Raw genomic sequence first — 25,014 nt, 5'->3', positions numbered from 1 at the left:
TATAAAGATACTATTCGTTTTTAAATTTCTTTAAAAAATTTGATTTATATTTTGAACCAATTGGTATTTTTTTAGTGTCAATAAAAATTTGGTTTCCTTCAACAGTATTTACTTTTTTTAAACTGATTGCAAATGATTTATGAACCTGAAAGAAAGTATCTTCAGGTAATAGGCTTAGTATTTTTTTAAAGGTATTATTTGTTAAAAGAAATTTATTTTCTAGATGAATTTTCACATAATCTCCAAATGCTTCTATATAAAAAATGGAAGAAATTTTTATTTTATGCAACTTTTTATCGGCCTTAATTAAAATGGTTTCTTTTGAGTTTGTTACTTTTTTAGGTATTTCTAATTTATCTGTAACTTTATTTACAGCTTGTAAAAAACGATCAAAAGAAAAAGGTTTTAAAAGGTAATCTACAGCATTTACATTAAAACCATCTACAGCATATTGTGGATACGCAGTTGTAAAGATTACTAAAGGAGGGTTTTGTAAAGATTTATAAAATGATAATCCAGATATTTTAGGCATATTAATATCTAAAAAAATTAAATTAATGGTTGGGTTAGATTTAAGTTCATTTAAAGCTTCAACAGCATTGTTACACGTTTTTGTAAGTGATAAAAAACCAATTTTTCTTATAAAAAGTTGTATAATTTCTTGAGATGCAGGTTCGTCATCTATAATTAAACAATTAATATTCATTTGCATTTATTTTAAGAGAAACTTGAAATTTATTGTTTGTAATACTTGTAGAGAACGAATGTTTTTTAGGATAAATAAGGGCTAAGTTTTGTTGAATGTTTTTTAAGCCTAAACCGCCAACGTTATTATACTCTACTGGTTTTTCTTTAGGAAGATTATTTTCTATAAAAAAAGAAAAGCTATTTTTAGTTTGCTTTATTTTTATATCGATAAAAGCGGCCTCAATTTCGCCTTTAATGCCATGTTTAAAGCTATTTTCTATTAATGGTAGCAATAACATTGGGTATATTTTAAAATTATAATTATCAACTTTTACATCAAAATTTATGTTTGGTTTTTGGTGTCTTGATTTTTGAAAATCGATGTATTTTTCTAGTAAAATAACTTCTTCTTTTAAAGTAATTTTTTTAGTACTTACATCGTACAAAACATATCTTAAAATATCTGAAAGCTGCAAAATTGCTTCTGTGGTTTCTTTTTTATTTTTTAGTGATAAAGAATATAATACATTTAAAGAATTAAATAAAAAGTGCGGATTTATTTGTGCTTTTAAAGAAGATAATTGGTTTTCTATTTCTTGCTTTTCTAATTTTAAAGTTCTGTTTTCTACTTTATTTAAGTAGATCCAGTCTTTAGAAAGTTTTATAAGTGTAGTAATAATTAAAAAAACAGCAAAAATGAATACTATTTTTATATTAGAATGATAAGATATAAAGTAATAGTCTGAGAAAAATCCTTCGATTAAAGAATTAAAAAACCAAATATTTAATTGTGTAAATAGGGCTAAATTTGTAAGAAAAAGAAGGCTAAAAATTAAATACTTTTCTTTTTTTAAGAAAAAAGGAATTAGAAAATATAAATTTATAATTACTGGAATTATTAAAGTAATAAAAAAAGAGATGGTATATACATAATCTATTTTAGTCGGTGAAAAATCCTCTGAAAACACAAATAATAAAAGCACAAAAGAAAACCCCCATAATAAAGTATTAAATACAACTTTATTATGGCTTTTTTTTAAAAGAAAAAAAGGGTTAATCTGTAACATTTATTTTGCTTAGAGTAAATTTTGTAGAGGTTTCCCATTTTTTAGCATCGTTAGATGCCATATATTTTTTAACAAATTTTTGTAATTCTTCGGGCTTTGCTGTTAATAAATACTTGTCATCTGTTAAGCCAATTTTTTCGTGCTTAATTTTAATCTTTTTTTCTTTAAAAAGTGCCTCAATTTTATCTTCATCTAACCATCTTATTTCTATCTCTCCATTTTTTTGTACATCATATTTTACCAAACTATGTGTATATACTGAGTGGCTTTCTAATAAATTGTCAATACCACTTTCTTGATTTATTGGAAAGAAATCTAAAAACTTTTGATTATTTATAACAAACGGAGTTGCAATAAATATAACTTCTTTATTTTTATAACCTCTCTTTATAAAGTAACTGTTTTTATAGTCAAGATATAATTTCCAATCATCTTTTTTCATTTTTGAGTCATCTTTTATTATTTTATCTGTAAAAGCGACAACATTCCACTTTCCTTTTTTAGAATCTTCCCATTTGCCAATAAAATTTTTATCGAAAGAAATGCTTTCTTTTGTATAAAAAGGATGTAAAGATTTTACTACGCAAGAAGTAAAAAGTAACAAACAAATTGCAAAAATTAAATTTCTAGCAGTCATAATTTTAAATTTATAGATTATTTTACAAACGAAAGAATATATTAATGTAAAAAAAATAAAATTCGGTTAACACAGTTGTTTTCTCGATAAACAATTGGTTTTTAAAATAAACTCTCTAAATTGTAGCCTTTAAATTAAAAATAAAAACTTTTTTTATGGAATACGGCTTTCTTTCAGTAATACCACCCATTGTTGCCATTATTTTAGCATTAAGAACCAAACAAGTATATATCGCTTTGTTGTTCGGAATTTGGTTTTCTTGGTTGATAATTGAAGGCTGGAACCCATTAAAAGGAACCTTAGCCATGATTGAAGGAATGGTAAACGTTTTCCAAGATAAAGGAAGCACAAGAACCATTATATTTAGTGCTTTGGTGGGTGCATTGCTAATTTTTATTCAATTTTCGAGAGGAGTAGAAGGGTTTATCAATATTATTAATAAAAAATTGGTAAAATACGAAAACAAAAAATCGGGTTACAGCAGAGTAATGGTACAAATTTTGGCAACATTTACAGGATTGTTGTTGTTTGTAGAAACTAGTATTAGCTCTTTAACAGTAGGAACTTTGTACAGACCAATTTTCGATAAATTAGGAATTCCGCGTGAAAAACTGGCTTACATTGCAGACTCAAGTTCTGCACCTTCATCCATATTAATTCCCTTTAATGCTTGGGGCGCATTTATTATGGGTTTATTAATTACACAAGGAATAGAAAAACCATTTCCGGTAATGATGTCGTCTATCTTGTATAACTTTTATCCTTTATTGGCAATTGCAATTGTATTTGTGGTAATCTTAACAAAGAAAGATTTTGGTCCAATGAAAAAAGCCGAAAAAAGAACCAAAGAAACAGGTTTATTAATGAATGAAGGCTCCAAACCAATGGTTTCAGATGAGGTAACTTCATTTCCGCCAAAAGAAGGGATTCCAGCAAGAGCCTATAATATGATTGTGCCTTTGTTAACCATGGTTTTAATGATGCCTATCAATTTAATTTACACAGGTTGGAATGAAGTTAAAGAATTCTCATCAACTTTTGATCATATAAAACAAGCCATTGGCGCAGGTTCTGGCTCATCATCTGTTTTATACGCCGTAATTACAGCACTTTTAGTGGCAATTACAATGTATATGATTCAAGGTTTTTTAAAGCCAAAAGAAGCTGTAAATTTAACATTAAAAGGAATAAGCGAATTAATGCCTTTGGCGTTATTAATGTTATTGGCATTCGCCATTGGAAACGCTTGTGGAGAATTAGAAACTGGAAAATACGTTGCTACAGCTACAGAAAAATGGTTATCGCCCCAATTATTACCAGCAGTTGTGTTTGTAATTAGTTCGTTTATTGCATTTTCTACAGGAACTTCTTGGGGAACGTTTGCCATTATGCTGGCAATTTCTATTCCAATGGCAAATATTCATGGAGCTGATGTTACCATGGTAGTTGCAGCCACTTTAGGAGGCGGAATTTTTGGAGACCATTGTTCGCCAATTTCAGATACTTCTATTATTTCTTCCATGGCATCTGCCAGCGATCATATAGATCATGTAAAAACACAATTGCCTTATGCATTGGTTGGTGGTGTAATTACTACGATTTTGTATTTAATTATTGGGTTTTTTGGGTAAGTTTCTTTTCAGTTTTGTCATTCCGCAGAAATCTCACACAACATTATTCAAATGAATGATTTAAAAATTCCATTTTAGCATTTTTTCTAAAATTAATTTTCTTTTGCCTTGTTAAGTTTTTTATTTCTTTTTCTCTGACAATAGCCTCTTGTATCCAACCAAAATGTTCGTAAAACAATAAATAATGTACATTATATTTTACAATAAAGCTTTTGGGATTCTTTTTTTCTTGATGCTGTTGTAACCGTAACGTAAGGTTATTGGTAACGCCTGTATATAAAACCGTTTTATGTTTATTTGTAAGAATATAAACATAAAAATTATAGATATCAGGAGCATGTGATATCTATTATTTTTAACTTTTTCGGTTTGTTATTTTGCATGTGAGACGCTTACAGCGTGACAAAACGGTGTGGAAAATGTTTTTTCAAACAACGTATTTCCTTCAAAAAAACTCACTTGAAAACGATTATTAAGCTTGAATAATTGGGGTTGTGCCTAGTTATTTTAATTTATAAATTGTTTTATTTTTTTCTCCTATTTTTTCAAATAAACCTACTTCTACTCCTTTTTTTAAATCTCTACTTGCTGTCGCTGAAGAAATACCTTTAAAAATATTCATATAATCTTTTCTTGTAAATTTAGTTTTATTTAATGAAACATAATATTCTAATCTGTCTTTTTCATTTAATGTTCGATTATTAAAATCTAATAACTGACTTATTGAAATGTCAATTACGTTGAGCATATATTCAATAAACTTAGTTGATTTTCCAGATTTATCACATTCAGACAAGGCTTTATAATATTTTTCTTGGTCGTTGCTAATTAACGTTTCAAAGGGGAGAAACTCAAAGATTGGATATTTTTCCATTAGAATTAAAGTTTGCCATAATCGTCCCATTCTGCCATTTCCATCCAAAAAGGGATGTATGAATTCCATTTCGTAGTGAAAAACACAACTTTTAATTAATTCAATTTCATCAGACTTTTTCATATATTCAAAAAGGTCTTTCATTAAATATGGCACATTCTCAAAAGGTGGTGCTAAATGCTCAACTTTTGAGCCTTTTACAATTCCGACACTTCGATTTCTATATTTTCCAGAATTTTTAATTAGGTCTTCCATTAAGATTTTATGCGCTTTTAAAAAAGATTTTTCATTAGAAGGATTGTACTTTTCTAAATTTTCATAGATTTTTATAGCATTTAAAACTTCAAGAACATCTTTTTTAGGGCCAATAACTCTTTTGTTTTCAAGAAGTGCTGTTATTTGTTCTTCTGTAAGTGTGTTTCCTTCTATTTTTAAAGAAGAATAAATAGTTTTAATTCTATTCTGTTTTCTCAGTTTTGGCGAAGGTTTGTTTAATAAATTAGCATTTACTTCTCCTATTTTCTCTGAAATAGAAATTATTAATTTTAAAATAGAAGATGTTATTTCGTAAGGTGGTTTCATTTCTTGATACTATCATTTGATACTATCAAAAATACAGTTATTTCGCCTTAATTATGTAATGAAACGAAATTTTTTAACCGAAAAGAATTCTAGAGGCGATGCCTTGGGGGTTTCTGTTGCAATTGTTATTTCCGTGAAAACGAGAGTCTAAATACAGTATTTTATTTTTTGACCTTTCTAGGTCAAAATAAAACCAGTGGATTTTTGGTTTCAATAAATTTTTATTGAAGCAAACATCTTTAAAATAATTTTGGTGTTATTTTAGTCTGAAGGCATTCAGGATAAAGTCGCGTTTTTACTACTCGCTTTTTTTTAGAAAAAGTAAAAAAAGCTCAAGCAATTCGCTTGTCTTAAGCGAAGTCGAAAAATTCAATTGCTAACGCAAGCTTGTTTTTTCTATTCTAAATAAGTTTATCATTTTTAAAAAGAGATATCTATTATTTTTAACTTTTTCGGTTTGTTATTTTGCGTGTGAGACGCTTACAGCGCGACAAAACGGTGTGGAAAATGTATTTCTATTTTAAATATTATTTCGCCAAAACCCCACGTTTTTTTAATTCAGCAATTTCTCTTAAAGCACCTTCTTTAACCGTGTTTTCTTTGAATAAAAATGTTTTTTCAAACAACGTATTTCCTTCAAAAAAACTCACTTGAAAACGATTTTTTAGTTTGAATAATTCAGGTTGCATAAACTCAATTTTTGCAAAAGAATTTGCTGGCAATTTGTCTATTTTTTTACGCAATAAAGAAGTGGTTTTAGTGTCAGAAAAACCTTGAGAAACAATCATAACCATTTCTAAATCAACATTTTTATTGTTGATTAAATAAACATTCCAATCACTGGTGTTATAAATGTCGTTAAACTCATAAACAACAGCCATTTTTACGTTGGTAACTTCTGGTATTTTGATGTCTTTTTTCATAAGCCTCTTTCCTAAAAAGGGGAGAAATTATTTGATAATTTGTTATTTTTTTATTGCTTATCTATAAATGTTTTTAACTTTTATTGAATCTAAAAATGATATTTTATAGATTTTAAAAGGAAAATTTTTAATAGAACAGATTGGAGTTTCTTCTGTTTTCGTTAAGGTGGGCTTTTAGATTACACTCTTAAACTGCTCTAAAAAACGTTTGTCGTTTTCGTAAAACATTCTAATATCTGGTATTTGATACAGCAACATTGCAATGCGCTCAATTCCCATTCCAAAGGCGTAACCAGAGTATTTTGTAGGATCTATATTGGCGTTTTTCAACACATTAGGATCTACCATTCCACAACCCATAATTTCTAACCAACCTGTACCTTTTGTAATTCTGTAATCGGTTTCTGTTTCTAAACCCCAATAAATATCTACTTCTGCACTTGGCTCTGTAAATGGAAAATAAGAAGGACGCAAACGAATTTTCGACTTGCCAAACATCTCTTTTGTAAAGTATAAAAGGGTTTGTTTTAAATCGGCAAAAGAAACATCTGTATCTATATACAAACCTTCTACTTGATGAAAAATACAGTGCGCGCGTGCAGAAATATCTTCGTTTCTAAAAACGCGCCCAGGAGAAATGGTACGAATTGGTGGCTCGTTATTTTCCATATAACGAACTTGTACAGAAGAGGTATGTGTTCTTAATAAAATATCTGGATTTTGCTCAATAAAAAACGTGTCTTGCATGTCTCTTGCAGGATGATATTCTGGCAAGTTTAATGCCGTAAAATTGTGCCAATCGTCTTCTATTTCTGGTCCTTCAGAAACCGTAAAACCAATTCTGTTAAAAACCTCTATAATTTGGTTTTTTACCAAAGATATTGGATGACGAGAACCTAGCTCAATAGGCTCTGCAGGACGTGTTAAATCGCCATAAAAAGATTGTTTATTGGAAGATTGGTCTAAAGCATCTGTTAATGCTGCTACTTTATCTTCTGCAGATTTTTTTAAATTATTTAATGCTTGCCCAAAATCTTTTCGCAAGGTTACATCTACATTTTTAAACTCGGCAAACAAATCTTTTAACAAACCTTTGCTTCCTAAATATTTAATTCTAAATGCCTCAACATCTTCTTTAGTGGTGGCATTAAACGCCTTTACATCGCCAATTAATTCTTTTACTTTGTCTAACATTTTCGGGTAAAATTATGAAGCAAATTTAGTGTTTTTTGTAGAGTTTTATCAACCTAAAGAGAAGAAAACAAAACAAGCTTTCGAAATCGATTGAAATATGGAGAAGTAAGGTATTAAATAAAATAAAAAATTTATTTTGTCAATTCATAAAATACTTATCTTTGTTGCTTTAAAATTTTGTAAAATTCGTAAAAAATCATACATAAAATTATGGAGTTAAAAATTAAAGAATTTATGGAAATGGTTAAAAGTAGAAATAACCATGAGCCAGAATTTTTACAGGCTGTTCAAGAAGTTGCAGAAACTGTAATTCCTTATATCGTAAATCATGATATTTATCATGGGAAAAATATTTTATTAAGAATGGTAGAACCAGAAAGATTAATTTCTTTTCGTGTTTCGTGGGTAGATGATAGTGGAGAAATTCAAGTAAATAGAGGGTATAGAATACAAATGAACTCGGCAATTGGCCCATATAAAGGTGGTTTGCGTTTTCACCCAACAGTAAATGCAAGTATTTTAAAGTTTTTAGCTTTTGAGCAAGTATTTAAAAACTCGCTAACAACATTGCCAATGGGTGGTGGAAAAGGAGGTTCTGATTTTGATCCAAAAGGAAAATCAGACAACGAAATAATGCGTTTTTGCCACGCTTTTATGAGCGAATTATTTAGACATATTGGCCCAAATACAGATGTTCCTGCTGGAGATATTGGTGTTGGAGCGAGAGAAATTGGTTTTATGTTTGGAATGTATAAAAAACTAAAAAACGAATTTACAGGTGTTTTAACAGGAAAAGGGCAATCTTGGGGTGGTTCTTTAATTAGACCAGAAGCTACAGGATATGGAACCGTGTATTTTGCACAAAACATGTTGCAACGTAAAGACGATTCTTTTGAAGGAAAAAAAGTAGTGATTTCTGGATCTGGAAACGTGGCACAATATGCTGCTGAAAAAGCAATCGAATTAGGAGCTACTATCTTAACATTATCTGATTCTGGAGGTTATATTTTAGATGAAGATGGTATTAGTACAGAAAAGTTAAAACACGTTATGTATATTAAAAATGAAAAACGTGGTAGAATTAGCGAGTATGTAGATAAATATCCAGAAGCAAAATATTTTGAAGGCGAAAGACCTTGGTCTGTAAAATGTGATATTGCTTTGCCATGTGCCACTCAAAATGAATTGAATGGAGAGGAAGCAAAACAATTAATTAAAAACGGTTGTATGTGTGTTTCTGAAGGCGCAAACATGCCTTCTACACCAGATGCAATTCACGAATTTCAAAAAGGAAAAATCTTGTTTGCCCCAGGAAAGGCTTCTAATGCTGGTGGAGTAGCAACCTCTGGATTAGAGATGAGCCAGAATTCGTTAAGAATTTCTTGGTCGAGAGAAGAGGTAGATTCAAGATTAAAAGATATTATGGAAGATATTCATGATTCTTGTGTAGAATATGGTAAAAACGACGATGGTTCTATAGATTATATTAGAGGTGCAAATATTGCAGGTTTTGTAAAAGTTGCAGACGCAATGTTGGCACAAGGAGTTATCTAAAAAAACTTTAAGTTCTTATAAAGAAGAAGAGGGCTGTCTCGAAAGTATTAAAATTTGTCATTTCGACTGTAATGGAGAAATCTTATTTATTGAATTTCAATATCTTAGATTTTTCGATAACTTCGTTCGCTACTTTCAATCAAAATATATTTTGATTTTAGGAATGCTTAAAATGATAGCTAAATTTACTTTTGAGACAGCCTCTTTTTCGTTTATTTGCACATCTAAAAGAAGCTATGAACCTACTAATTTTTATACTTTTCGGTTTTTTTATTGCAGCAGCAGGTAGCATTACACCTAGTTTTTTAAATTTAACGGTTGTAAAATTTAGTTTAAGAAACGGAAAAAAAGCCGCTTTTTATTTAATTGGGGGTTATGCAACTATTTTATTTTTTCAAGCAAATATTGGTGCTTACTTAGCCAGTATTTTAATGGAAAATTCAGAATATATTACCCTAATTCAAAAAATAGGAACTGGAATTTTGTTCTTGTTGTCTATTAATTTTTTTCGCATGTATTTTACCACAAAAGTTGCAAAAGAAAAACAAGAAATCCCAAAATCGAAGGCGTATTTGCACGGTATAATAATGTCTTCTTTAAACACGATTGCAATTCCGTTTTATTTTACAACAATTTCGATTTTAATTGGTTTAGAATATTTCGAATACTCATTATTAAATGCATTTTACTTTTCCATTGGCTCTACAATTGGCTCTTTTACTTTATACTCTTTATATGCGATAGTTGCCGAAAAAATTGAACACAAATTAACATCTATTGCTACAAAAATGGATTTTATTTTAGGCTGCATAACAGGTCTTGTTGGCTTTATAAATCTAATTTATTTACTATCGAAATAATTATACCATTATGTGTTTGAATGGTTACGGTTTTGTGTGAGAGGGTTTTCCGAAAGAAATTAAGTAGTAAGCAAAATTACAGCTAATTTTAATTTGGTTAAAAGCAGCAATTTTTTATAAAACGAAAGAGTTGTGCAACGGTTACAGTTGTTATGCACAGGCATTTTCATTCACAACATTCCTTTGAGGTTGTTATTGGAAATAATAGTTGCTTAAAGTATTCTTTATCTTTTGGATAATTTGTTTTAGAGTTTTCAATAATTCCAACATCTACAACAGCTCCTTTTCTGTTATAATATGTACCAAATAATATGTCCCAAAATGGAAAAACATTACCGAAATTTTTTGCTTCTTCCATTTTTATACTGTGATGAAAATGATGAATTTGTGGCGTAACTAATATGTAATCCCAAAAACTTTTTTGTGTTTGAATGTTTGCGTGAGAGATGTAAGCAATTACTACGTGTGTAATACCCACTAAAAATATGATTTCTTTATTGAATCCTAAAAGTAGAAGAGGTGTTATTTTTAAAAAAGTGTTTAAAAAAATATTGATTGGATGAATCCAGTTTGTTTTAAACCAATTTAAACTTGTTGGCAAATGATGAATGGAATGTATCTTCCATAACAAAAGACTTAAATACGACTTTGTATTTCCTTTATGGCTAACTCTATGATAAATGTATGGAAGGAATTCGCCTATTAAATTAGCAATAATGTATGTTGCCAAAAATGGCAATGAATCCCAAAAATTAGTTATTGGAAAGAATTTTTCTTGAAGATTAATAACAACTGATAATGCAAGCATTTTTCCTAAAGCATCAAATATGGCTGTCGAAAAAATGAAATGTTTAATATCTGTCCAAAATGTCTGTTTGTTTGGTTTCCATTCTTGTTTTAGTGGAATTATTCGCTCTAAAATTAGAATGTAAAAAAGGGTAAAGAGAAAAATGGAATAGGATACTATTTCTAAATTCCAATTATTTTGAAATGTTAAATAACTAAATATACCTGTTATTATTAATAATGTTGGTACAACTACTGAAGATATAATTTTATGTTTCATTTGTTTACTTTCTCTTGTAGTCGTATGAGTAAACTAAAAAGACGCAGGATTATGGAATAAAATTTATTCTTGCCATTTCATTTTTTAGTTCTTGAGGAAGTTCACAGTTATTTTTTAATTGAAAATCAGACACTTGACCTTTATTGTTATATGAAATATCGATGCATTTATTTACCAATTCTTTTAATTTTTTTCGTCCTCTTTGTATTCTTGATTTGGTTGCTGTTAAGCTTAAATTGAGTATTTCGGCAATTTCCTGCTGTGGTTTTTGCTCAATATCACTTAAAAAAAGTGGTCTGCTATATTTTTCAGGTAGATAAGTTTGAATTACAAACCCTGTCAAATCACAGAAACAAGTACTTGAATTGGTTATTTCAGATTCATTTATTGGTAATTCAGAATATCTTTTATTTTTTCTATAATAATCTGCAATTGTATTTCTAGCTACTTGAAAAATCCAAGTTTTATAGTTTTTAATTTCTGTCTTTCTGTTTAGATTTTCAATCAGTTTTAAGTTAACTTCTTGCAAAACATCTTCTGCAATATTTTCGTCATCCATTTTAGTTTTGATGAAATTCAGTAAATGACTTTTGTGCTTATCCCATATTTCTTTAAATGTCATTGTCTTTTTTTTTTGCATGCATAATGTTTTGTATAAACCTCGTTTTAATGAGCTATACTTTGTTGTGGTGCGTTATTTATTCAGGCAGAAGCTGGATTCACTTGAATTTGTCCTCCGATTGCTTTCAACACTTTCATTATTGTCGCAAATTGTGGTTTGGCTCCATCGGATAATGCTTTATATAAACTCGGTCTGCTCAATCCAGTTTCCTCCGCAATTTTTGTCATTCCGATAGCTTTTGCTATATGTCCGATTGCATTAATTACATCTGCATTATTGCCTTGTTCCAAAACTGTATTAAGATATTCCGCAATCATTTCTTTACTGTCCAAATAATCCGCTATTTCAAATCTTGAAGTTCCCATTTTCTATTTATTTAATTTTTTCCAAATTTCTTTCGCTTTTGCAATGTCTTTTTGTTGAGTTGATTTATCTCCGCCAATCAGAAGAACAATTACTTTTCCGTCCTTTTCCTTGAAGTAAACTCTGTAACCTTTCGCAAAATTTATTCGCATTTCCCAAATTCCGTCTCCAACAGTTTTAAAATCGCCAAAATGTTCGTTTGTTTCTAATTTTTAGATTCTAAATAAAATTTTCGCCTTTGCCTTAAAGTCTTTTAACTTTTTCAGCCATTTGTCAAATTCAGTTGTTTTCTCAATAAAGAACATAAATTTTGTATCTACTTGGATACAAGTTCAAGAATAATTTTTGGATTATTTACTTCGAAATTCAGTTTTCGGCAGAGCGGGTTTTAATGCACCACAACCAACTTTGATATGGCTAAAAGTAGCAATTAATTATACACTTCTTAAGTTTGTAATTCATTAAATTTGAACATAATTAAGAAAAGACAAAAGAGAGGAATAAGGTTAATATATACGCAGAAGCATAGACTTCGTCAACATTGAAAATCCCCTCTCTTTTCTACACAGATTTCGTACAGTTCTATGAGGCTTTTAGACCTCGCTTTTAAGTCGTTGAAACTCGCGTAGTATGTCCTTTCGTAAAAACATTTATTTATGAATAAAGATATTAAATATTTTGGAATAGACATCAGTCATTTATTTTTTGATGTCACAGATTCAGATGGCAATTATTACCAGTTTAAAAACAATTTAACAGGCTTTAAAAAGTTTGTAAAATTATTAGATTTAAAGAGTCATTGCGTGATGGAAGCTACCGGTTATTATCATTACCAATTAGCCTATTATTTACAAGAAAAAGGTTTTAAATTATCGGTAGAAAATCCATTATCGGTAAAACGTTTTATTCAAATGAAATTGTCTAAAATAAAGACAGATAAGAGCGATTCTAAACTAATTTGTGAGTATGCAAAGCAGGTTAAATTAAAGTTGTGGAAAGGCAATTCTAAACATCAGCTGGAATGTTTACAAATGACAAGAACCCTTTCAGCATATACAAAGCAGAGCACTATGCTGAAAAATAAATTACATGGCGAAGCCGTTTTAGGTACACCAAGTAAATCTGTTGTGAGGTCTTTAAAACGCAGTTTAAAACATGTTGAGAAAGAAATAAAAACGATAGAAGAAGACCTATTAATTTTAGTAAAAGAAGTTCATAACGATGTTTTAACACGTTTAAAAAGCATCCCAGGCATTGGTCCCAAAACCTCTTTAATGTTAGTAGTTTTAACCGATGGATTTGAGCGTTTTACGAGTGGTAGTGAATTGTGTAGTTATGCAGGTCTAACGCCAACAATTAGACAAAGTGGTAGTAGTGTAAAAGGACGATCGAGAATAAGTAAAATAGGGAATCAAAAACTAAGAAATTTATTGTTTATGTGTAGTTTTAATGCATGCAAATACAACAAGGCTTGTCGAGATCTTTATCAACGAATCGTAGCCAAGGGAAAGAGCAAAAAATTAGCCTTAATCGCAGTCTGTAATAAACTACTAAAACAGGTCTTTGCAATAGCAAAATCAGGATTAATATATGATGAAAATTATAAAAGTACTTTCGTAAAAAATTAATGAGTTTTTACTTGTTTTTTACCACAGTACTTTGTTGGCTGCAGTTATTCCCTATTTCTGGATAATTAAATCTATTATTAGCCCTATAGCTATTGCGGCTAGAGAAAAGGTAATCATTCCAAGTAGGTAGGCAAAAAATGCTTTGACATAGCTAAGAAATTTTCTTTTGTTGAAAAAATGACCTAGAGCGTATGTCGTATAAATAAATGCTCCTACGGCCCCGACTTGCATCAAGTTTACTTGTGTCAGACTTTGAACGATTCCGAATACTGAAAATATTAACATTCCCATGCCAATTACGAAGCAGAGAAGTATCAGAATTTCAAAAAAGTTGAACTGATATCTTCTGAAAAATAATTTCAGCCATAGTCCAATGAAAATGGCCAAAATGATATTGGCATAACCGTAGTTTCCCTGAATCCATTTAAAAATGTTTATAACAGTGGATTGCTCATTTCCCGAATAATTTATGTAACCGTCTTCGAAATTAAATATCTTGTTTGACAGGGTATAGATTAATGAGGTAATTATTAGGAACAATATCGGTTTTACTAGCCTGTTCCTATTTTCATGCAGAAAGGCCCTTATATTTCTACCCGGATTTATTGTCAACTCCCTTATTGTAAATAAGAGTCCTTTTTCGAAGTTGAGAACATCTCGGATTTCCTGAAATATGTATTGGGCATCGATTCGTTTCAGGTTTGCGGGATTTCCACAAATAGGGCAGTAGTTCTGGGTTATTTCGGTTCCACAATTTTTACAAATTTCTGCCATCGCCTATTCTAAATCTCGTTCCTTCAACAATTTCTTCAAAGCATTATCTTTCTTTGAATTGGTAATTAATTTGTATGCGATAAATAAAGGTATGAGTATAAAAAATCCAAATCCGTTCATTACAATGCTGTAGATTACAATTCCAATTAGAAAACCGATAAACACCGCATTGGTGAAGGAATCTGACTTTAGTTTTTTTGCTTTGTCCAATAATTCTTGATCCGTTAATTCCGACAGTTCTTTTTCCTCCATTTGTACAATTTAAAAGGATTACTTAAATCGATTTTGTTTGTCATAATTGCAGCCAACGTATTTGTTTATGGAAAGTTGCGATTTTGTCTGCGAGGAATTTCCGAAGGAAATTCAGTAGTAGGCAAAAAAGCAACTAATTTTGATAAGGCTAAAAATAGCAATTTTTTATAAGCGGTGTTAGCAAATGCGTGTTTTTATGTTTTTTTTCAACGTTTTTTTTGTTTTCCGTAAAGATTTTAATTCCACATTTTGCTTAATTCCAAAAACGTTTTAAACTCAAAAATTGAGTAAGAATTCCGCGTTTAATTTTTTCAGAGTTTGAGTGAATTCATACGTTTTACAATTCCAACTATTTGCAAAATTCCGCCTGAATTTTGCGAGCGAGAGAGTGTTCCACATTTTTGGATTCAAAATATTTTTTTCAGATTTCGAAACGGTAAAAAACTAAAAGTTATTTTTAAACAACTGACTTGTTTTTGGCGACTTTTCAAGTAGGTCTTAACTTTAAATTAATAAACTGATTAGCAATGAGTTATACGCTTCGTTGTACCGCGTACTTTTTATTCAGTCCGTTCAATAAATTCTGAAAAAGTCAAGATTTTGGTATTTTGAATCTTTTCTAAAATCAACAAATCCTTGTCTCCAGTAATTAAATAATCTGCTTCTGAATCAACAGATAGATTAAGTAAAAAGTTGTCTTTTTCGTCTCGACAGATTTTTATGTCAGAAGTAATTTTTGCTAATTCTCCAAATTGGTCAAAATACTCAAGAATTTTCTCAATATCCTTTTTTTGAGAAATACTTTTTAAATTTCGGTCGGCTTACAACATCAATAAATTCTTCGAGCAATTCGTTGGAAAAAATCAATATGATTTTTTTGTTTTCAATCAGTTCATCAATTTGACTGAATTTTTTGGAAATCAGAAAGCTAATCCAAAGATTTGTATCAAGGATTATTTTCTTATTTTTCATATCGTGATTTTCTCACTTGCTCGACTTCTTTGGTTATTTCATCTAACGAAATCTCTTCATTAGATTTAGCCCTTATTTTTTTTAGTAAAGCAGAGAATTCCGATTTATATTTTTCTTTATTAATCTTTATCAAGTTCAAATCCGCTAAACCTTTAAGAAGTTTTTTCGCTTTTGGGTTTATTATGTCAATTCGGATAGTTTCCATTTTCTTTAATTTTCAATAAATTTACTGAATAATATTCAAATCACGAATTTTTTTCAGTATGTGGTACAACGTTTTGTATAAGAATAGTGCAATTTTGTCTGCGAAGAATTTCCAAAGGAAATTCAGTAGTAGGCAAAAAAGCAACCAAATTTAATTGAGATAAATATAGTAATATTTCCATAAAGATATAAATTCCACATTTTGTCAATTCCGCATTTAACTTTTTAGAGTTTGGGTCAATATCTAACATTTTAAAAATTCCATAAGAATTTACTAACGAGCGAGTGTTTGGTATTTTTATCGAAAACAGTAATTTTTTAATGATAAATACGACACAATACCTATAAAATTAATGGATATGTTTTTTCTCTTTTTTTTCGGTTTTGTGTTTTCATTTTTAGGTTTTACGTTGCCAAGTGTGTTAAACATGACAGCTTTAAAAATACGATTAGATAGAAGCAAAAAAGATTTTAGTAATTTTACTCTAGGAGTTTCGTTGGTAGTTTTTCTACAAGCGTATCTTTCTATTTATTTGATACAATATCTTTCAAAAAACCCTACTTTTATAGAAATTTTAGAGAAAGCAGGCATTATTGTACTGTTATTTTTGTCTGTTTATTTTTTCAAACAAAATAAAAAAGAAAAAAAACAAATAAAAGTTTATCGAAAAAATTCCTTTTTTTTCGGAGTTGTTTTATCTGTTTTAAACATGTTTGCAATTCCTTTTTTCTCTGGAATTGTGGCACTTTTAATGTCGTATAATATGACAAATTTCGATATTACTTCTACCTTATATTTTGTTGTAGGTGCTGTAATTGGCGCCTATTTTATTTTATATTTGTACGGAAGATTTGCCTATTTAATTCAACAAAAAACGGGGAATTTAACAAACAATATCAATTTAATTTTAAGTTTTATTACAGCTGGTTTTGCGCTGTTTACTTTTCTTAAATTTGTTCTTTAAATCGAAAAGAATGAAAATAATTAAAAACATACTTGTTGAAGGAAAACACAAAAAACCAATTGTAACAGATGTTTTTTATAAAGAAACGCATCAACCTAAAAAAATAATTATTTTTTGCCATGGCTACAAAGGTTTTAAAGATTGGGGCGCTTGGAATTTAATGGCAACAGCATTTGCAAGTGCAGGTTTTTTCTTTATAAAATTTAATTTTTCTTACAATGGAGGTACTCCAAAGCAACCTATAGATTTTCCAGATTTAGAAGCTTTTGGGAATAATAATTACACCAAAGAATTAGACGATCTAGAAAGTATTTTAGATTGGATTTCTACGAATACCGATTTTAAAAAGGAAGCAAATAGCCATTGTATTTCAATAATTGGTCACAGTAGAGGAGGAGGAATTGTTACCATAAAAACAGCTGAAGATTCGCGTATAAAAAACCTAATTTCTTTGGCTTCTGTTTGCGACTTTGGTTCAAGGTCATCTACAATTGGCGATTTAGAAAATTGGAAAAAAACAGGCGTAAAATATGTTTTAAACGGAAGAACAAAGCAATTAATGCCTCATTTTTATCAATTTTACACTAATTTTAAAGAAAACGAAGAACGACTAAATATTAAGAAGTCTGCCCAAAAAATTAAGGTTCCACATCTAATAATTCATGGAGATTCTGATGCCTCAATCTCTGTAGAAGAAGGTAAAAAAATACATTCTTGGAACCCTAAAAGCACTTTAAAAATCATTAAAAATGCAGACCATGTTTTTAATGTTTCCCATCCTTGGAAAAAAGACAAAATGTCTAAAGAATTGGCAGCTGTTACTAAAATTTGTATTGATTTTATAACTAAAAGTTAGGCTAACCCAGTTGTTAACGTTTTTATATTTTGATTATTAAAAGCGAAATTATTTGTTTTTAAAACAGGTAATTTCGCTTTTAAACTAAAACTTTAAACTTGCCTAATTTGTAAAATTTTTATCGGAAAAATAAATATCGATAGGAGACGTTCCTACTTTTTCAACCTTTTTTTCGAAAGATTTATCATCATTATAAATGGCGATAATACTATTATCAGGGTCTAAAAAATCTTCTAAACCTATTACAAAAACTTGTTTGGTAACAGGGTGTTGTTTTACAACGGTTGTTAAAGCAACATTATTTGTGGCTGGTGTTACAAACTCTTCTACTAATTTTGTGATAGTATTAAATCTGTAAATTTTACCAGAAGCAGCCTCTGACCAATAAGCTGTAAAACTAGAACGATTTAAACTTAAAAGACTGTTTTTAAATAAATTAATAGTATTATCTGTAACAGTAACCACTTCGTTTATAGAGTAATCTTTATTTAGTTTTGTAAACGCCGCTTTTTCGGTTCTTTTTTCTGTAGCGACCCAAATTGTACCATTTTTGTTCTTTAAAATACCAGAAATATTTTCGGCAAAAGTTAACAAGGTAGTTATTTCTTTTGTGGTAGTATTCATTGCTTTTAAATCTTTACCATCTGCAACTAAAACAGTATTTCCATCGGTTACTAAAGCAGCATTATTGTACAAAATATTGTCAGAAAAGCCATCTATTTTATTACCAATACCAGTGGTTATATTTACGGGAGCAACATTATATTTTTTACGCCTTCCTCTTCCAGAAACTCCAATAACCAAGCCCTCTGTAGCCGAATACATTTCTAAATAAGAAGGTGCAGTAAGGTCGGAACTGGTCACCACGTTATCAACATTTAAATTCTCTACGTTAAATTGTGTAATGTAATTGGGCCCTTTTTTACTAACAACAAACAAAGCGTTGTCGAAACTCGAAAAAGAAATCGATTCTCTATCAGTAGATTCGTACACATTTGGTGTTAAAAAAGCACCGCTATTTAAAAAGTTAATGGCTGTTTTATCGCTTTCTAATGTTAAAATAAAGGTGGAATCGAAAACAGCTTCTTCTTCAATTTTCGACGTTGTTTTCTTAGAGCAAGATGCAAATACGAAAATGCATAAAAATGCATATGCAGCATAAAAATTCTTCATTATAATTGGGTTTTAGGTTACGGTTTAAAAATTCGCATACACATTGCATCTTATGGGTTAGATTAAAAAATAATCAAACAAAAAAATACGTATGTCGAACAAAAAATAATAGTCTTCTGCCTTTTTCTCGAAAGCATAAAAACACGAATTTGAGCACTGGCAGGTCTCCTGACTTACTTTTTGTTAAAACCTTCCCATTTAAATTTTTAAACAGTGGTGTGAGATTTAACAGACATCTTTTTACAAGACGAAGCTTACAGTTGCGAGAACAGTTCAGGATTTTTTTAACTAAAAAATCACCTGATTCCCTTTTAATTTTACATTCAATACATCGAACATAAAAACCAATACTTTATGCGGCGAAAGTATTTACTTTTTAGAGATAAAAAAAAATAGAACTGTTAAGAAACTCCCTTATTTTGTTAAAATGAAATTAGAACCTCCTTTTCGAAAAATAATTCATGTAGATATGGATGCATTTTATGCGTCTGTGGCAGAGTTAGATAATCCAGAATTAAGAGGCAAAGCAATTGCTGTTGGTGGTGGTGGAGATAGAGGCGTGGTTTCTGCAGCAAGTTATGAGGCAAGAAAATTTGGGGTAAAATCTGCTATGAGTAATGTTTTGGCTAAAAAAAAGTGCCCACATTTAATATTTGTAAAGTCAGATTTTGCACGTTATAAAGAACTATCAGCAAAAATTAGAGAGATTTTTTACGAATATACAGATCTAGTAGAACCCCTTTCTTTAGATGAAGCTTATTTAGATGTTACCGAAAATAAAAAAGGAAATCCGTCTGCAAACGATATTGCCAGAGAAATTCGAGAACGTATTTATCAAGAAACAGGTTTGCGAGCTTCTGCAGGAATTTCTATTAATAAATTTATCGCAAAAATAGCTTCGGATATTAACAAACCTAATGGACAAAAAACAGTGCATCCAAAAGAGGTTATTCAATTTTTAGAAGAATTACCGGTAAATAAATTTTACGGTGTAGGTAAAGTAACCGCCGCAAAAATGTACAATTTGGGCATTTTTGTTGGAAACGATTTAAAGAAAAAATCGTTGGAAGAACTGGTTACTTTATTCGGAAAATCGGGCTCGCATTATTACAATATTGTTCGCGGAATTCATAATAGCCCTGTAAAACCGAATAGAATTCGAAAATCTTTAGCAGCCGAAAGAACGTTTAACGAAAACATTTCATCAGAAATTTTTATGATTGAAAAGTTAGAAAAAATTGCAGATGAATTGGAACGAAGAATGCTAAAAAACAACACAAAAGGAAAAACCATCACTCTAAAAATTAAATATTCCGATTTTACACAGCAAACAAGAAGCAAAACAAAACCCAATTTTATGCAAACAAAAAAAGAGTTTTTTCCTGTGGTAAAAGAATTGTTATTTCAAGATAAATTAACAAATTCTGTGCGTTTATTAGGAATTTCTTTCGGAAATTTAAACACAGAAATTAAAGAACCTGTTTGGGTACAGTTAAAATTTGAATTTTAACGCACAGTTTCTTTGAAGACCTGACAGGTTTCAAAAACCTGTCAGGTCTAAAAATTACGAAAATGAAAATTATCAGAACCAACTCAGAAAACCAAGATTTTAAAAATTTGGTAAAAGAATTAGATGCATATTTAAAAATCACGGATGAAGATGAGCATGATTTCTACAATCAGTTTAATAATATTAATATTTTAAAACATATTGTTTTGGCTTATGTTGATAAGATTCCTGTTGGTTGTGGTGCTATTAAAAAGTTCGACAATATTTCTATGGAACTAAAACGAATGTATGTTTCTCCAGAAAACAGAGGAAAAGGAATTGCACAAAAAATACTTTTAGAATTAGAAGTTTGGGCAAAAGAATTAGGGTATAAAAAGTGTGTTTTAGAAACAGGAAAAAGACAGAAAGAAGCTGTTACATTTTACCATAAATGCAATTATAAAGTGATTGAAAATTACGGACAATATAAAAGTATGGAAAATAGTATTTGCTTTGAAAAACAGTTATAAAGTAGATATAAAAGACCTCACAGGTTTTTAAAACCTTGTGAGGTCTAAAACTAAAAAACGTTAATGAACTACAGCTATTGGGAATTAAAAGAATGGTTTACTAACATACATTTTACCATCGTTGGTAGTGGAATTGTGGGTTTAAATTGCGCCTTAGAATTAAAAAAGAAATACCCTAAAACCAATATTTTAATTCTCGAAAAAGGAATGTTGCCACAAGGAGCAAGCACTAAAAATGCGGGTTTTGCGTGTTTTGGAAGTCTTTCTGAATTAATTGATGACTTAAATTCTCATACAGAACAAGAAGTTTATAATTTGGTGGATAAACGCTGGAAAGGTTTACAACGATTAAGACAAAATTTAGGAGATAAAAACATCGATTTTCAGCAAAATAAAGGTTTCGAATTGTGTGAAAACGAAGCATTTTTTGAAGAATGTATTTCAAGAAAATATCAAATTAATCAGCTTTTAAAACCTATTTTTAAGAGTGATGTTTTTTCTATTTCAAAAAACACTTTTGGTTTCCAAAAAGTACACAACAAATACATTACAAATAATTTTGAAGGACAAATTGATACAGGAAAAATGGCTTTTGAGTTGTTGTATAAAGTTCAGAATTTAGGCGTTAAAATTCTCAATTCAATTACTGTAGAAAGTTTTATTGAAAGTGGAAATCTGGTTGAAGTAAAAACGGATAAAATCACTTTTAAAACCAATAAATTATGTATTGCCACAAACGGATTTGCAAATCAACTTTTAGACGAAAAAGTACAACCTGCAAGAGCACAAGTACTCATTACAAAACCGATTAAAAATTTACACATCAAAGGCACTTTTCATTTAGACAAAGGGTATTATTATTTTAGAAATATAAACGATAGAATTCTATTTGGTGGAGGTAGAAATCTCGATTTTAAAACCGAAAAAACTACTGAATTTGGTCAGACAACCATCATTCAAAATCAATTAGAAAAAATATTAAAAGAAACAATTTTACCAAACACAAATTTTGAAATTGAACGGAGGTGGAGTGGAATTATGGGTGTTGGAAATCAGAAAAAAGCCATCGTTAAACAAATTTCAAAAAACGTTTTTTGTGGAGTTCGTTTAGGTGGAATGGGAATTGCAATTGGCAGTTTAGTTGGCAAAGAATTAGCAGAGTTAATTGAATAAAACTTTAACCTCTCGACTGCGCTCGAGGAGACATTCGTAATATGAAACAAAATTTTGATATTGTAATAATTGGAGGTGGTTTAGCAGGTTTATGTAACGCCATTCACTTATCAAAATTTGGAAAAAAAGTTTTATTAATTGAGAAAAGTAACTATCCAAAACACAAAGTTTGTGGCGAATATATTTCGAATGAAGTGTTGCCTTATCTAGCATTTTTAGATATCAATCCGTTTGATTTTGGTGCTGTAAAAATTGATAATTTCCAATTATCTACAACAAAAAATAAAGTGATTTCAGCAAAATTACCTTTGGGTGGGTTTGGAATTTCGCGCTATCAATTCGATTTTGTTTTATCAGAAAAAGCCAAAGGAAATGGCGTTGTAATTTTACATGATTCTGCTTTAAATGTCGATTTTAAAGAAGATGAATTCACAGTAGAAACCAAAGAAAACGACTCTTTTAAAACAAAAATTTGTATTGGTGCTTTTGGCAAACGTTCTTTATTAGATGTAAAAATGGAACGCGAATTTATTAAGAAAAAATCGCCTTATTTAGGAGTTAAAATTCATGTAAAAGGAGATTTTCCATCAGATTTGGTGGCACTTCATAATTTTAAAGGCGGTTATTGTGGCGTTTCTAAGGTAGAAAATAATACTATTAATTTGTGTTATATCAGTAGTTTTTCGGCATTTAAAAAGTTTAAAAATATTGAGGATTTTCAAGAAAATGTGGTTTTTAAAAATAAGTTTTTAAAAGAGGTATTTCAAAAATCAAAACCAATTTGGGAGCAACCATTGTCTATCAGTCAAATTTCGTTTGAAACCAAAAAGCCCGTGGAAAATCACATCATCATGTGTGGTGATGCTGCAGGAATGATTCATCCACTTTGTGGAAATGGAATGAGTATGGCCATTCAATCTGCACAAATTGCATCTAAATTGATTCTAAATTACTCAAATGGTAAAATCGAATCGAGAAAGGAACTTGAAAAGCGCTATATTAGTGAATGGAACAAACAATTTAAATGGCGTTTACAAGCAGGTCATTTTATTGCGATGTTGTTTCGAAAAGACAAAATAGCATCATTTTTACTATCATTATTAAAGAAAATGCCGTTTTTGTTACCCATCATTATCAAACAAACTCACGGAAAACCAATCAATAACTAATGGATTTTTTCATCAGCACCAAACAGAGATCAAATAAAGAAGAATTGATGGACGATTTTTCTATTGGTGGCGATTTGTTGCGAGATACGTTAGATAAATTAGAGAATATAAACAGGTGGTTAGGAGGAAATAAAGTCACTGTAAATGGTTTACAATCTCTTTTGAAACATCATCCAAAAGAAGAAGAAATTACCATTATAGATGTGGGTTGTGGCCATGGAGATATTTTACGAGATGTAGCAAAATTTGGCAGAAAACACAATTATAAATTCAAATTGATTGGAGTAGATGCCAACCCAACTGCCATTGATTATGCAAATGAATTGTCTGTAAATTATCCTGAATTGAGTTTTGAAACACAAGATATTTTTTCTGATAATTTTAAAAACAGAACCTTTGATGTAGTTTTAGCGACATTATTCTTGCATCATTTTAAAGAACCAGAACTGGTTTCGTTTTTAGGAAATACGTTAAAACAAACCAATATAGGAATTGTGGTAAACGATTTGCACCGACATAAATTAGCCTATTATTTGTTTATGCTATTGTCTATTTTTATCTCTAATAAAATGATTATTGAAGATGGATTAACATCAGTTTTAAGAGGATTTAAACGTAAAGATTTAGAGAGAATGTCAACAAAATTAAAAGTAAAACCAAGAATTCAATGGAAATGGGCTTTTCGTTTTCTGTGGATAATAAAAAAATAAATGAAAGTAAAAATAACATCCGTTGCAAAGCAACTTCCAAAATATTACAGAGAAACGAAAGATATTATTCCGTTTGTAAAAATATGGATGCAAGATCAAGAAGAACGTTTTCAACGAAAAGTCATCAAACTTTTTGAAGGTGCAGGAGTTGACAAACGTTACTCCATCATGGATCCATTAGCAGTTTTTACAGCCACTTCTTTTGAAGAAAAAAATGATGTTTACATAAGAGAAGTTATTCAATTAGCAGAAAAATCATTGCAAAAATCTTTAGAAAAAGCCCATTTAAAAGCTACTGATTTAGATTACATCATCACAGTTAGTTGTACAGGAATTATGATTCCGTCTGTAGATGCCTATTTGATAAATTCCTTAGGAATGAAACAAGATATTGTACGTTTGCCAGTTACAGAAATGGGTTGTGCAGCAGGTGTTTCTGGAATTATTTATGCGAAAAATTTCTTAAAAGCGAATCCGAATAAAAGAGCAGCAGTTATTGCAGTAGAAGCACCAACAGCTACCTTTCAGTTAAACGATTATTCGATGACTAATATTGTTTCTGCAGCCATTTTTGGTGATGGAGCTTCCGCAGTAATTTTGTCTTCTTATGAAGAAGATCAAGGACCAACCATTGCAGATGAAGCCATGTATCATTTTTATGATGCGACACACATGATGGGTTTTAAATTGGTAAATACGGGTTTGCAAATGATTTTAGACAAAGAAGTTCCTCAAAAAATATCCGATCATTTTCCAACCATCATTCATCCCTTTTTAGAAAATAACAACTTGACTATAGATGATATTGATCATTTAATTTTTCATCCAGGAGGAAAAAAAATTGTGCAAACAGTAGAAGATCTTTTTGGTGTCTTAGGCAAAAACATTAACGATACAAAAGAGGTGTTACGTTTGTATGGAAACATGTCTAGTGCCACAGTTTTGTATGTTTTAGAACGATTTATGGATAGAAATCCTGCAAAAGGCGAAAAAGGCATTATGTTAAGTTTTGGGCCAGGTTTTTCTGCACAAAGAATATTGTTAGAATGGTAAAATTAT

26 protein-coding genes, 2 pseudogenes and 1 riboswitch are annotated in these 25,014 nt (G+C 30.0%); of the genes and pseudogenes, 12 read left to right on the top strand and 16 right to left on the bottom strand.

The genetic code is table 11. The features are described 5' to 3' along the window. Nucleotides 1–10: 10 nt before the first annotated feature. From JL193_RS09865 to JL193_RS09855, 3 genes are read right to left on the bottom strand one after another with little or no spacing between them, the layout of a single operon-like run. Complete coding sequence (locus JL193_RS09865; RefSeq protein WP_207970649.1) at nucleotides 11–706, bottom strand: LytR/AlgR family response regulator transcription factor; 696 nt, start codon at nucleotides 704–706, stop codon at nucleotides 11–13. Next, the gene (locus JL193_RS09860) at nucleotides 696–1,754 is read right to left on the bottom strand and encodes a sensor histidine kinase (RefSeq protein WP_207970648.1); all 1,059 of its coding nucleotides are present in this window, start codon (nucleotides 1,752–1,754) and stop codon (nucleotides 696–698) included. The genes JL193_RS09865 and JL193_RS09860 overlap by 11 nt, the downstream gene beginning before the upstream one ends. Continuing rightward, nucleotides 1,741–2,391, bottom strand: a complete 651-nt coding sequence (locus JL193_RS09855; protein ID WP_207970647.1) for a hypothetical protein — start codon at nucleotides 2,389–2,391, stop codon at nucleotides 1,741–1,743. Before JL193_RS09855 ends, JL193_RS09860 begins: the two co-directional genes overlap by 14 nt. 155 nt (nucleotides 2,392–2,546) lie before the next feature. Here JL193_RS09855 and JL193_RS09850 point away from each other — a divergent pair, with 155 nt between their 5' ends. Continuing rightward, on the top strand, nucleotides 2,547–4,022 hold the full coding sequence (locus tag JL193_RS09850; RefSeq protein WP_207970646.1) for a Na+/H+ antiporter NhaC family protein: 1,476 nt from the start codon (nucleotides 2,547–2,549) through the stop codon (nucleotides 4,020–4,022). A gap of 43 nt (nucleotides 4,023–4,065) precedes the next feature. Here the strand turns inward: JL193_RS09850 and JL193_RS09845 are convergent, their stop codons facing one another. The 4 genes from JL193_RS09845 to pheS form a co-directional block, all read right to left on the bottom strand. Beyond that, nucleotides 4,066–4,329: a GIY-YIG nuclease family protein gene (locus JL193_RS09845; protein ID WP_367890044.1), complete on the bottom strand. Its 264-nt coding sequence runs from the start codon at nucleotides 4,327–4,329 to the stop codon at nucleotides 4,066–4,068. A gap of 195 nt (nucleotides 4,330–4,524) precedes the next feature. Continuing rightward, the gene (locus JL193_RS09840; protein WP_207970645.1) at nucleotides 4,525–5,478 is read right to left on the bottom strand and encodes a Fic family protein; all 954 of its coding nucleotides are present in this window, start codon (nucleotides 5,476–5,478) and stop codon (nucleotides 4,525–4,527) included. 527 nt (nucleotides 5,479–6,005) lie between these two features. Continuing rightward, on the bottom strand, nucleotides 6,006–6,401 hold the full coding sequence (locus JL193_RS09835) for a hypothetical protein (protein ID WP_207970644.1): 396 nt from the start codon (nucleotides 6,399–6,401) through the stop codon (nucleotides 6,006–6,008). A gap of 174 nt (nucleotides 6,402–6,575) precedes the next feature. Further along, entirely contained in the window at nucleotides 6,576–7,595 is a 1,020-nt protein-coding gene (pheS, locus tag JL193_RS09830) for a phenylalanine--tRNA ligase subunit alpha (RefSeq protein WP_207970643.1), read from the bottom strand. A 210-nt stretch (nucleotides 7,596–7,805) separates the two neighbouring features. On the opposite strand from pheS, the gene gdhA reads away from it, so the two are divergent. Together gdhA and JL193_RS09820 are read left to right on the top strand one after the other, a co-directional pair. Then, nucleotides 7,806–9,149 (top strand): NADP-specific glutamate dehydrogenase, encoded by a 1,344-nt coding sequence (gene gdhA, locus JL193_RS09825; protein ID WP_207970642.1) that lies wholly within the window; start codon nucleotides 7,806–7,808, stop codon nucleotides 9,147–9,149. 236 nt (nucleotides 9,150–9,385) lie between these two features. Further along, nucleotides 9,386–10,009, top strand: coding sequence for a LysE family transporter (locus JL193_RS09820; RefSeq protein ID WP_207970641.1), 624 nt, complete (start codon nucleotides 9,386–9,388; stop codon nucleotides 10,007–10,009). A gap of 166 nt (nucleotides 10,010–10,175) precedes the next feature. On the opposite strand, the gene JL193_RS09815 is transcribed toward JL193_RS09820, so the two are convergent. From JL193_RS09815 to JL193_RS17210, 4 genes and pseudogenes are all read right to left on the bottom strand, one after another. Beyond that, a complete protein-coding gene (locus JL193_RS09815; RefSeq protein WP_207970640.1) occupies nucleotides 10,176–11,075 on the bottom strand; it encodes a sterol desaturase family protein in 900 nt (299 codons plus the stop codon). A gap of 49 nt (nucleotides 11,076–11,124) precedes the next feature. Then, nucleotides 11,125–11,697: a sigma-70 family RNA polymerase sigma factor gene (locus JL193_RS09810; protein ID WP_207970639.1), complete on the bottom strand. Its 573-nt coding sequence runs from the start codon at nucleotides 11,695–11,697 to the stop codon at nucleotides 11,125–11,127. A gap of 80 nt (nucleotides 11,698–11,777) precedes the next feature. After that, nucleotides 11,778–12,062, bottom strand: coding sequence for an addiction module antidote protein (locus JL193_RS09805; RefSeq protein WP_207970638.1), 285 nt, complete (start codon nucleotides 12,060–12,062; stop codon nucleotides 11,778–11,780). A gap of 3 nt (nucleotides 12,063–12,065) precedes the next feature. After that, nucleotides 12,066–12,248 (bottom strand): annotated as a pseudogene (locus tag JL193_RS17210) (type II toxin-antitoxin system RelE/ParE family toxin); the annotation flags it as partial. 468 nt (nucleotides 12,249–12,716) lie between these two features. Between JL193_RS17210 and JL193_RS09795 the strand changes: the two are divergent. Continuing rightward, on the top strand, nucleotides 12,717–13,688 hold the full coding sequence (locus tag JL193_RS09795) for an IS110 family RNA-guided transposase (protein WP_207970637.1): 972 nt from the start codon (nucleotides 12,717–12,719) through the stop codon (nucleotides 13,686–13,688). A 51-nt stretch (nucleotides 13,689–13,739) separates the two neighbouring features. Here JL193_RS09795 and JL193_RS09790 read toward each other — a convergent pair whose 3' ends face one another. The 4 genes and pseudogenes from JL193_RS09790 to JL193_RS09775 form a co-directional block, all read right to left on the bottom strand. After that, the gene (locus tag JL193_RS09790) at nucleotides 13,740–14,462 is read right to left on the bottom strand and encodes a DUF3667 domain-containing protein (RefSeq protein ID WP_207970636.1); all 723 of its coding nucleotides are present in this window, start codon (nucleotides 14,460–14,462) and stop codon (nucleotides 13,740–13,742) included. A 3-nt stretch (nucleotides 14,463–14,465) separates the two neighbouring features. Next, nucleotides 14,466–14,714 (bottom strand): FUSC family protein, encoded by a 249-nt coding sequence (locus JL193_RS09785; RefSeq protein WP_207970635.1) that lies wholly within the window; start codon nucleotides 14,712–14,714, stop codon nucleotides 14,466–14,468. Between the two features lie 560 nt (nucleotides 14,715–15,274). After that, a pseudogene (locus JL193_RS09780) lies at nucleotides 15,275–15,686 on the bottom strand (putative toxin-antitoxin system toxin component, PIN family). Then, nucleotides 15,676–15,891: a hypothetical protein gene (locus tag JL193_RS09775; RefSeq protein WP_207970634.1), complete on the bottom strand. Its 216-nt coding sequence runs from the start codon at nucleotides 15,889–15,891 to the stop codon at nucleotides 15,676–15,678. Before JL193_RS09775 ends, JL193_RS09780 begins: the two are co-directional and overlap by 11 nt. A gap of 358 nt (nucleotides 15,892–16,249) precedes the next feature. On the opposite strand from JL193_RS09775, the gene JL193_RS09770 reads away from it, so the two are divergent. Continuing rightward, nucleotides 16,250–16,855, top strand: a complete 606-nt coding sequence (locus JL193_RS09770; RefSeq protein ID WP_207970633.1) for a LysE family transporter — start codon at nucleotides 16,250–16,252, stop codon at nucleotides 16,853–16,855. 10 nt (nucleotides 16,856–16,865) lie between these two features. Continuing rightward, nucleotides 16,866–17,711, top strand: coding sequence for an alpha/beta hydrolase family protein (locus JL193_RS09765; RefSeq protein ID WP_207970632.1), 846 nt, complete (start codon nucleotides 16,866–16,868; stop codon nucleotides 17,709–17,711). Between the two features lie 102 nt (nucleotides 17,712–17,813). Here JL193_RS09765 and JL193_RS09760 read toward each other — a convergent pair whose 3' ends face one another. Beyond that, on the bottom strand, nucleotides 17,814–18,884 hold the full coding sequence (locus JL193_RS09760) for a DUF5074 domain-containing protein (protein ID WP_207970631.1): 1,071 nt from the start codon (nucleotides 18,882–18,884) through the stop codon (nucleotides 17,814–17,816). Nucleotides 18,885–19,025: 141 nt separating this feature from the next. After that, a riboswitch (cobalamin riboswitch) is annotated at nucleotides 19,026–19,248 on the bottom strand. A 63-nt stretch (nucleotides 19,249–19,311) separates the two neighbouring features. Between JL193_RS09760 and dinB the strand changes: the two genes are divergently transcribed. The 6 genes from dinB (at nucleotide 19,312) to JL193_RS09730 (ending at nucleotide 25,008) form a co-directional block, all read left to right on the top strand. Further along, entirely contained in the window at nucleotides 19,312–20,394 is a 1,083-nt protein-coding gene (gene dinB / locus JL193_RS09755; protein WP_207970630.1) for a DNA polymerase IV, read from the top strand. 62 nt (nucleotides 20,395–20,456) lie between these two features. Continuing rightward, the gene (locus JL193_RS09750) at nucleotides 20,457–20,903 is read left to right on the top strand and encodes a GNAT family N-acetyltransferase (protein ID WP_207970629.1); all 447 of its coding nucleotides are present in this window, start codon (nucleotides 20,457–20,459) and stop codon (nucleotides 20,901–20,903) included. 63 nt (nucleotides 20,904–20,966) lie between these two features. Beyond that, nucleotides 20,967–22,076, top strand: coding sequence for an NAD(P)/FAD-dependent oxidoreductase (locus tag JL193_RS09745; protein ID WP_207970628.1), 1,110 nt, complete (start codon nucleotides 20,967–20,969; stop codon nucleotides 22,074–22,076). 41 nt (nucleotides 22,077–22,117) lie between these two features. Then, nucleotides 22,118–23,245 carry an NAD(P)/FAD-dependent oxidoreductase gene (locus JL193_RS09740; RefSeq protein WP_207970627.1) on the top strand — a complete coding sequence of 376 codons (1,128 nt, stop codon included), beginning with the start codon at nucleotides 22,118–22,120 and terminating at the stop codon, nucleotides 23,243–23,245. Then, a complete protein-coding gene (locus JL193_RS09735; RefSeq protein WP_207970626.1) occupies nucleotides 23,245–23,955 on the top strand; it encodes a methyltransferase domain-containing protein in 711 nt (236 codons plus the stop codon). The genes JL193_RS09740 and JL193_RS09735 overlap by 1 nt, the downstream gene beginning before the upstream one ends. Next, entirely contained in the window at nucleotides 23,956–25,008 is a 1,053-nt protein-coding gene (locus tag JL193_RS09730) for a type III polyketide synthase (RefSeq protein WP_207970625.1), read from the top strand. Nucleotides 25,009–25,014 lie beyond the last annotated feature (6 nt).

This window comes from Polaribacter batillariae (assembly GCF_017498485.1).
GTDB classification, from domain to species: domain Bacteria; phylum Bacteroidota; class Bacteroidia; order Flavobacteriales; family Flavobacteriaceae; genus Polaribacter; species Polaribacter batillariae.
This window is presented reverse-complemented; position numbering and strand designations above follow the sequence as displayed.

What these genes read in the sequence shown, in the direction of transcription:
- JL193_RS09865 (WP_207970649.1), bottom strand. Translation starts at nt 706, where the DNA reads ATGAATATTAATTGTTTAATTATAGATGACGAACCTGCATCTCAAGAA.
- JL193_RS09860 (WP_207970648.1), bottom strand. Translation starts at nt 1,754, where the DNA reads ATGTTACAGATTAACCCTTTTTTTCTTTTAAAAAAAAGCCATAATAAA.
- JL193_RS09855 (WP_207970647.1), bottom strand. Translation starts at nt 2,391, where the DNA reads ATGACTGCTAGAAATTTAATTTTTGCAATTTGTTTGTTACTTTTTACT.
- JL193_RS09850 (WP_207970646.1), top strand. Translation starts at nt 2,547, where the DNA reads ATGGAATACGGCTTTCTTTCAGTAATACCACCCATTGTTGCCATTATT.
- JL193_RS09840 (WP_207970645.1), bottom strand. Translation starts at nt 5,478, where the DNA reads ATGAAACCACCTTACGAAATAACATCTTCTATTTTAAAATTAATAATT.
- JL193_RS09835 (WP_207970644.1), bottom strand. Translation starts at nt 6,401, where the DNA reads ATGAAAAAAGACATCAAAATACCAGAAGTTACCAACGTAAAAATGGCT.
- pheS (WP_207970643.1), bottom strand. Translation starts at nt 7,595, where the DNA reads ATGTTAGACAAAGTAAAAGAATTAATTGGCGATGTAAAGGCGTTTAAT.
- gdhA (WP_207970642.1), top strand. Translation starts at nt 7,806, where the DNA reads ATGGAGTTAAAAATTAAAGAATTTATGGAAATGGTTAAAAGTAGAAAT.
- JL193_RS09820 (WP_207970641.1), top strand. Translation starts at nt 9,386, where the DNA reads ATGAACCTACTAATTTTTATACTTTTCGGTTTTTTTATTGCAGCAGCA.
- JL193_RS09815 (WP_207970640.1), bottom strand. Translation starts at nt 11,075, where the DNA reads ATGAAACATAAAATTATATCTTCAGTAGTTGTACCAACATTATTAATA.
- JL193_RS09810 (WP_207970639.1), bottom strand. Translation starts at nt 11,697, where the DNA reads ATGACATTTAAAGAAATATGGGATAAGCACAAAAGTCATTTACTGAAT.
- JL193_RS09805 (WP_207970638.1), bottom strand. Translation starts at nt 12,062, where the DNA reads ATGGGAACTTCAAGATTTGAAATAGCGGATTATTTGGACAGTAAAGAA.
- JL193_RS09795 (WP_207970637.1), top strand. Translation starts at nt 12,717, where the DNA reads ATGAATAAAGATATTAAATATTTTGGAATAGACATCAGTCATTTATTT.
- JL193_RS09790 (WP_207970636.1), bottom strand. Translation starts at nt 14,462, where the DNA reads ATGGCAGAAATTTGTAAAAATTGTGGAACCGAAATAACCCAGAACTAC.
- JL193_RS09785 (WP_207970635.1), bottom strand. Translation starts at nt 14,714, where the DNA reads ATGGAGGAAAAAGAACTGTCGGAATTAACGGATCAAGAATTATTGGAC.
- JL193_RS09775 (WP_207970634.1), bottom strand. Translation starts at nt 15,891, where the DNA reads ATGGAAACTATCCGAATTGACATAATAAACCCAAAAGCGAAAAAACTT.
- JL193_RS09770 (WP_207970633.1), top strand. Translation starts at nt 16,250, where the DNA reads ATGTTTTTTCTCTTTTTTTTCGGTTTTGTGTTTTCATTTTTAGGTTTT.
- JL193_RS09765 (WP_207970632.1), top strand. Translation starts at nt 16,866, where the DNA reads ATGAAAATAATTAAAAACATACTTGTTGAAGGAAAACACAAAAAACCA.
- JL193_RS09760 (WP_207970631.1), bottom strand. Translation starts at nt 18,884, where the DNA reads ATGAAGAATTTTTATGCTGCATATGCATTTTTATGCATTTTCGTATTT.
- dinB (WP_207970630.1), top strand. Translation starts at nt 19,312, where the DNA reads ATGAAATTAGAACCTCCTTTTCGAAAAATAATTCATGTAGATATGGAT.
- JL193_RS09750 (WP_207970629.1), top strand. Translation starts at nt 20,457, where the DNA reads ATGAAAATTATCAGAACCAACTCAGAAAACCAAGATTTTAAAAATTTG.
- JL193_RS09745 (WP_207970628.1), top strand. Translation starts at nt 20,967, where the DNA reads ATGAACTACAGCTATTGGGAATTAAAAGAATGGTTTACTAACATACAT.
- JL193_RS09740 (WP_207970627.1), top strand. Translation starts at nt 22,118, where the DNA reads ATGAAACAAAATTTTGATATTGTAATAATTGGAGGTGGTTTAGCAGGT.
- JL193_RS09735 (WP_207970626.1), top strand. Translation starts at nt 23,245, where the DNA reads ATGGATTTTTTCATCAGCACCAAACAGAGATCAAATAAAGAAGAATTG.
- JL193_RS09730 (WP_207970625.1), top strand. Translation starts at nt 23,956, where the DNA reads ATGAAAGTAAAAATAACATCCGTTGCAAAGCAACTTCCAAAATATTAC.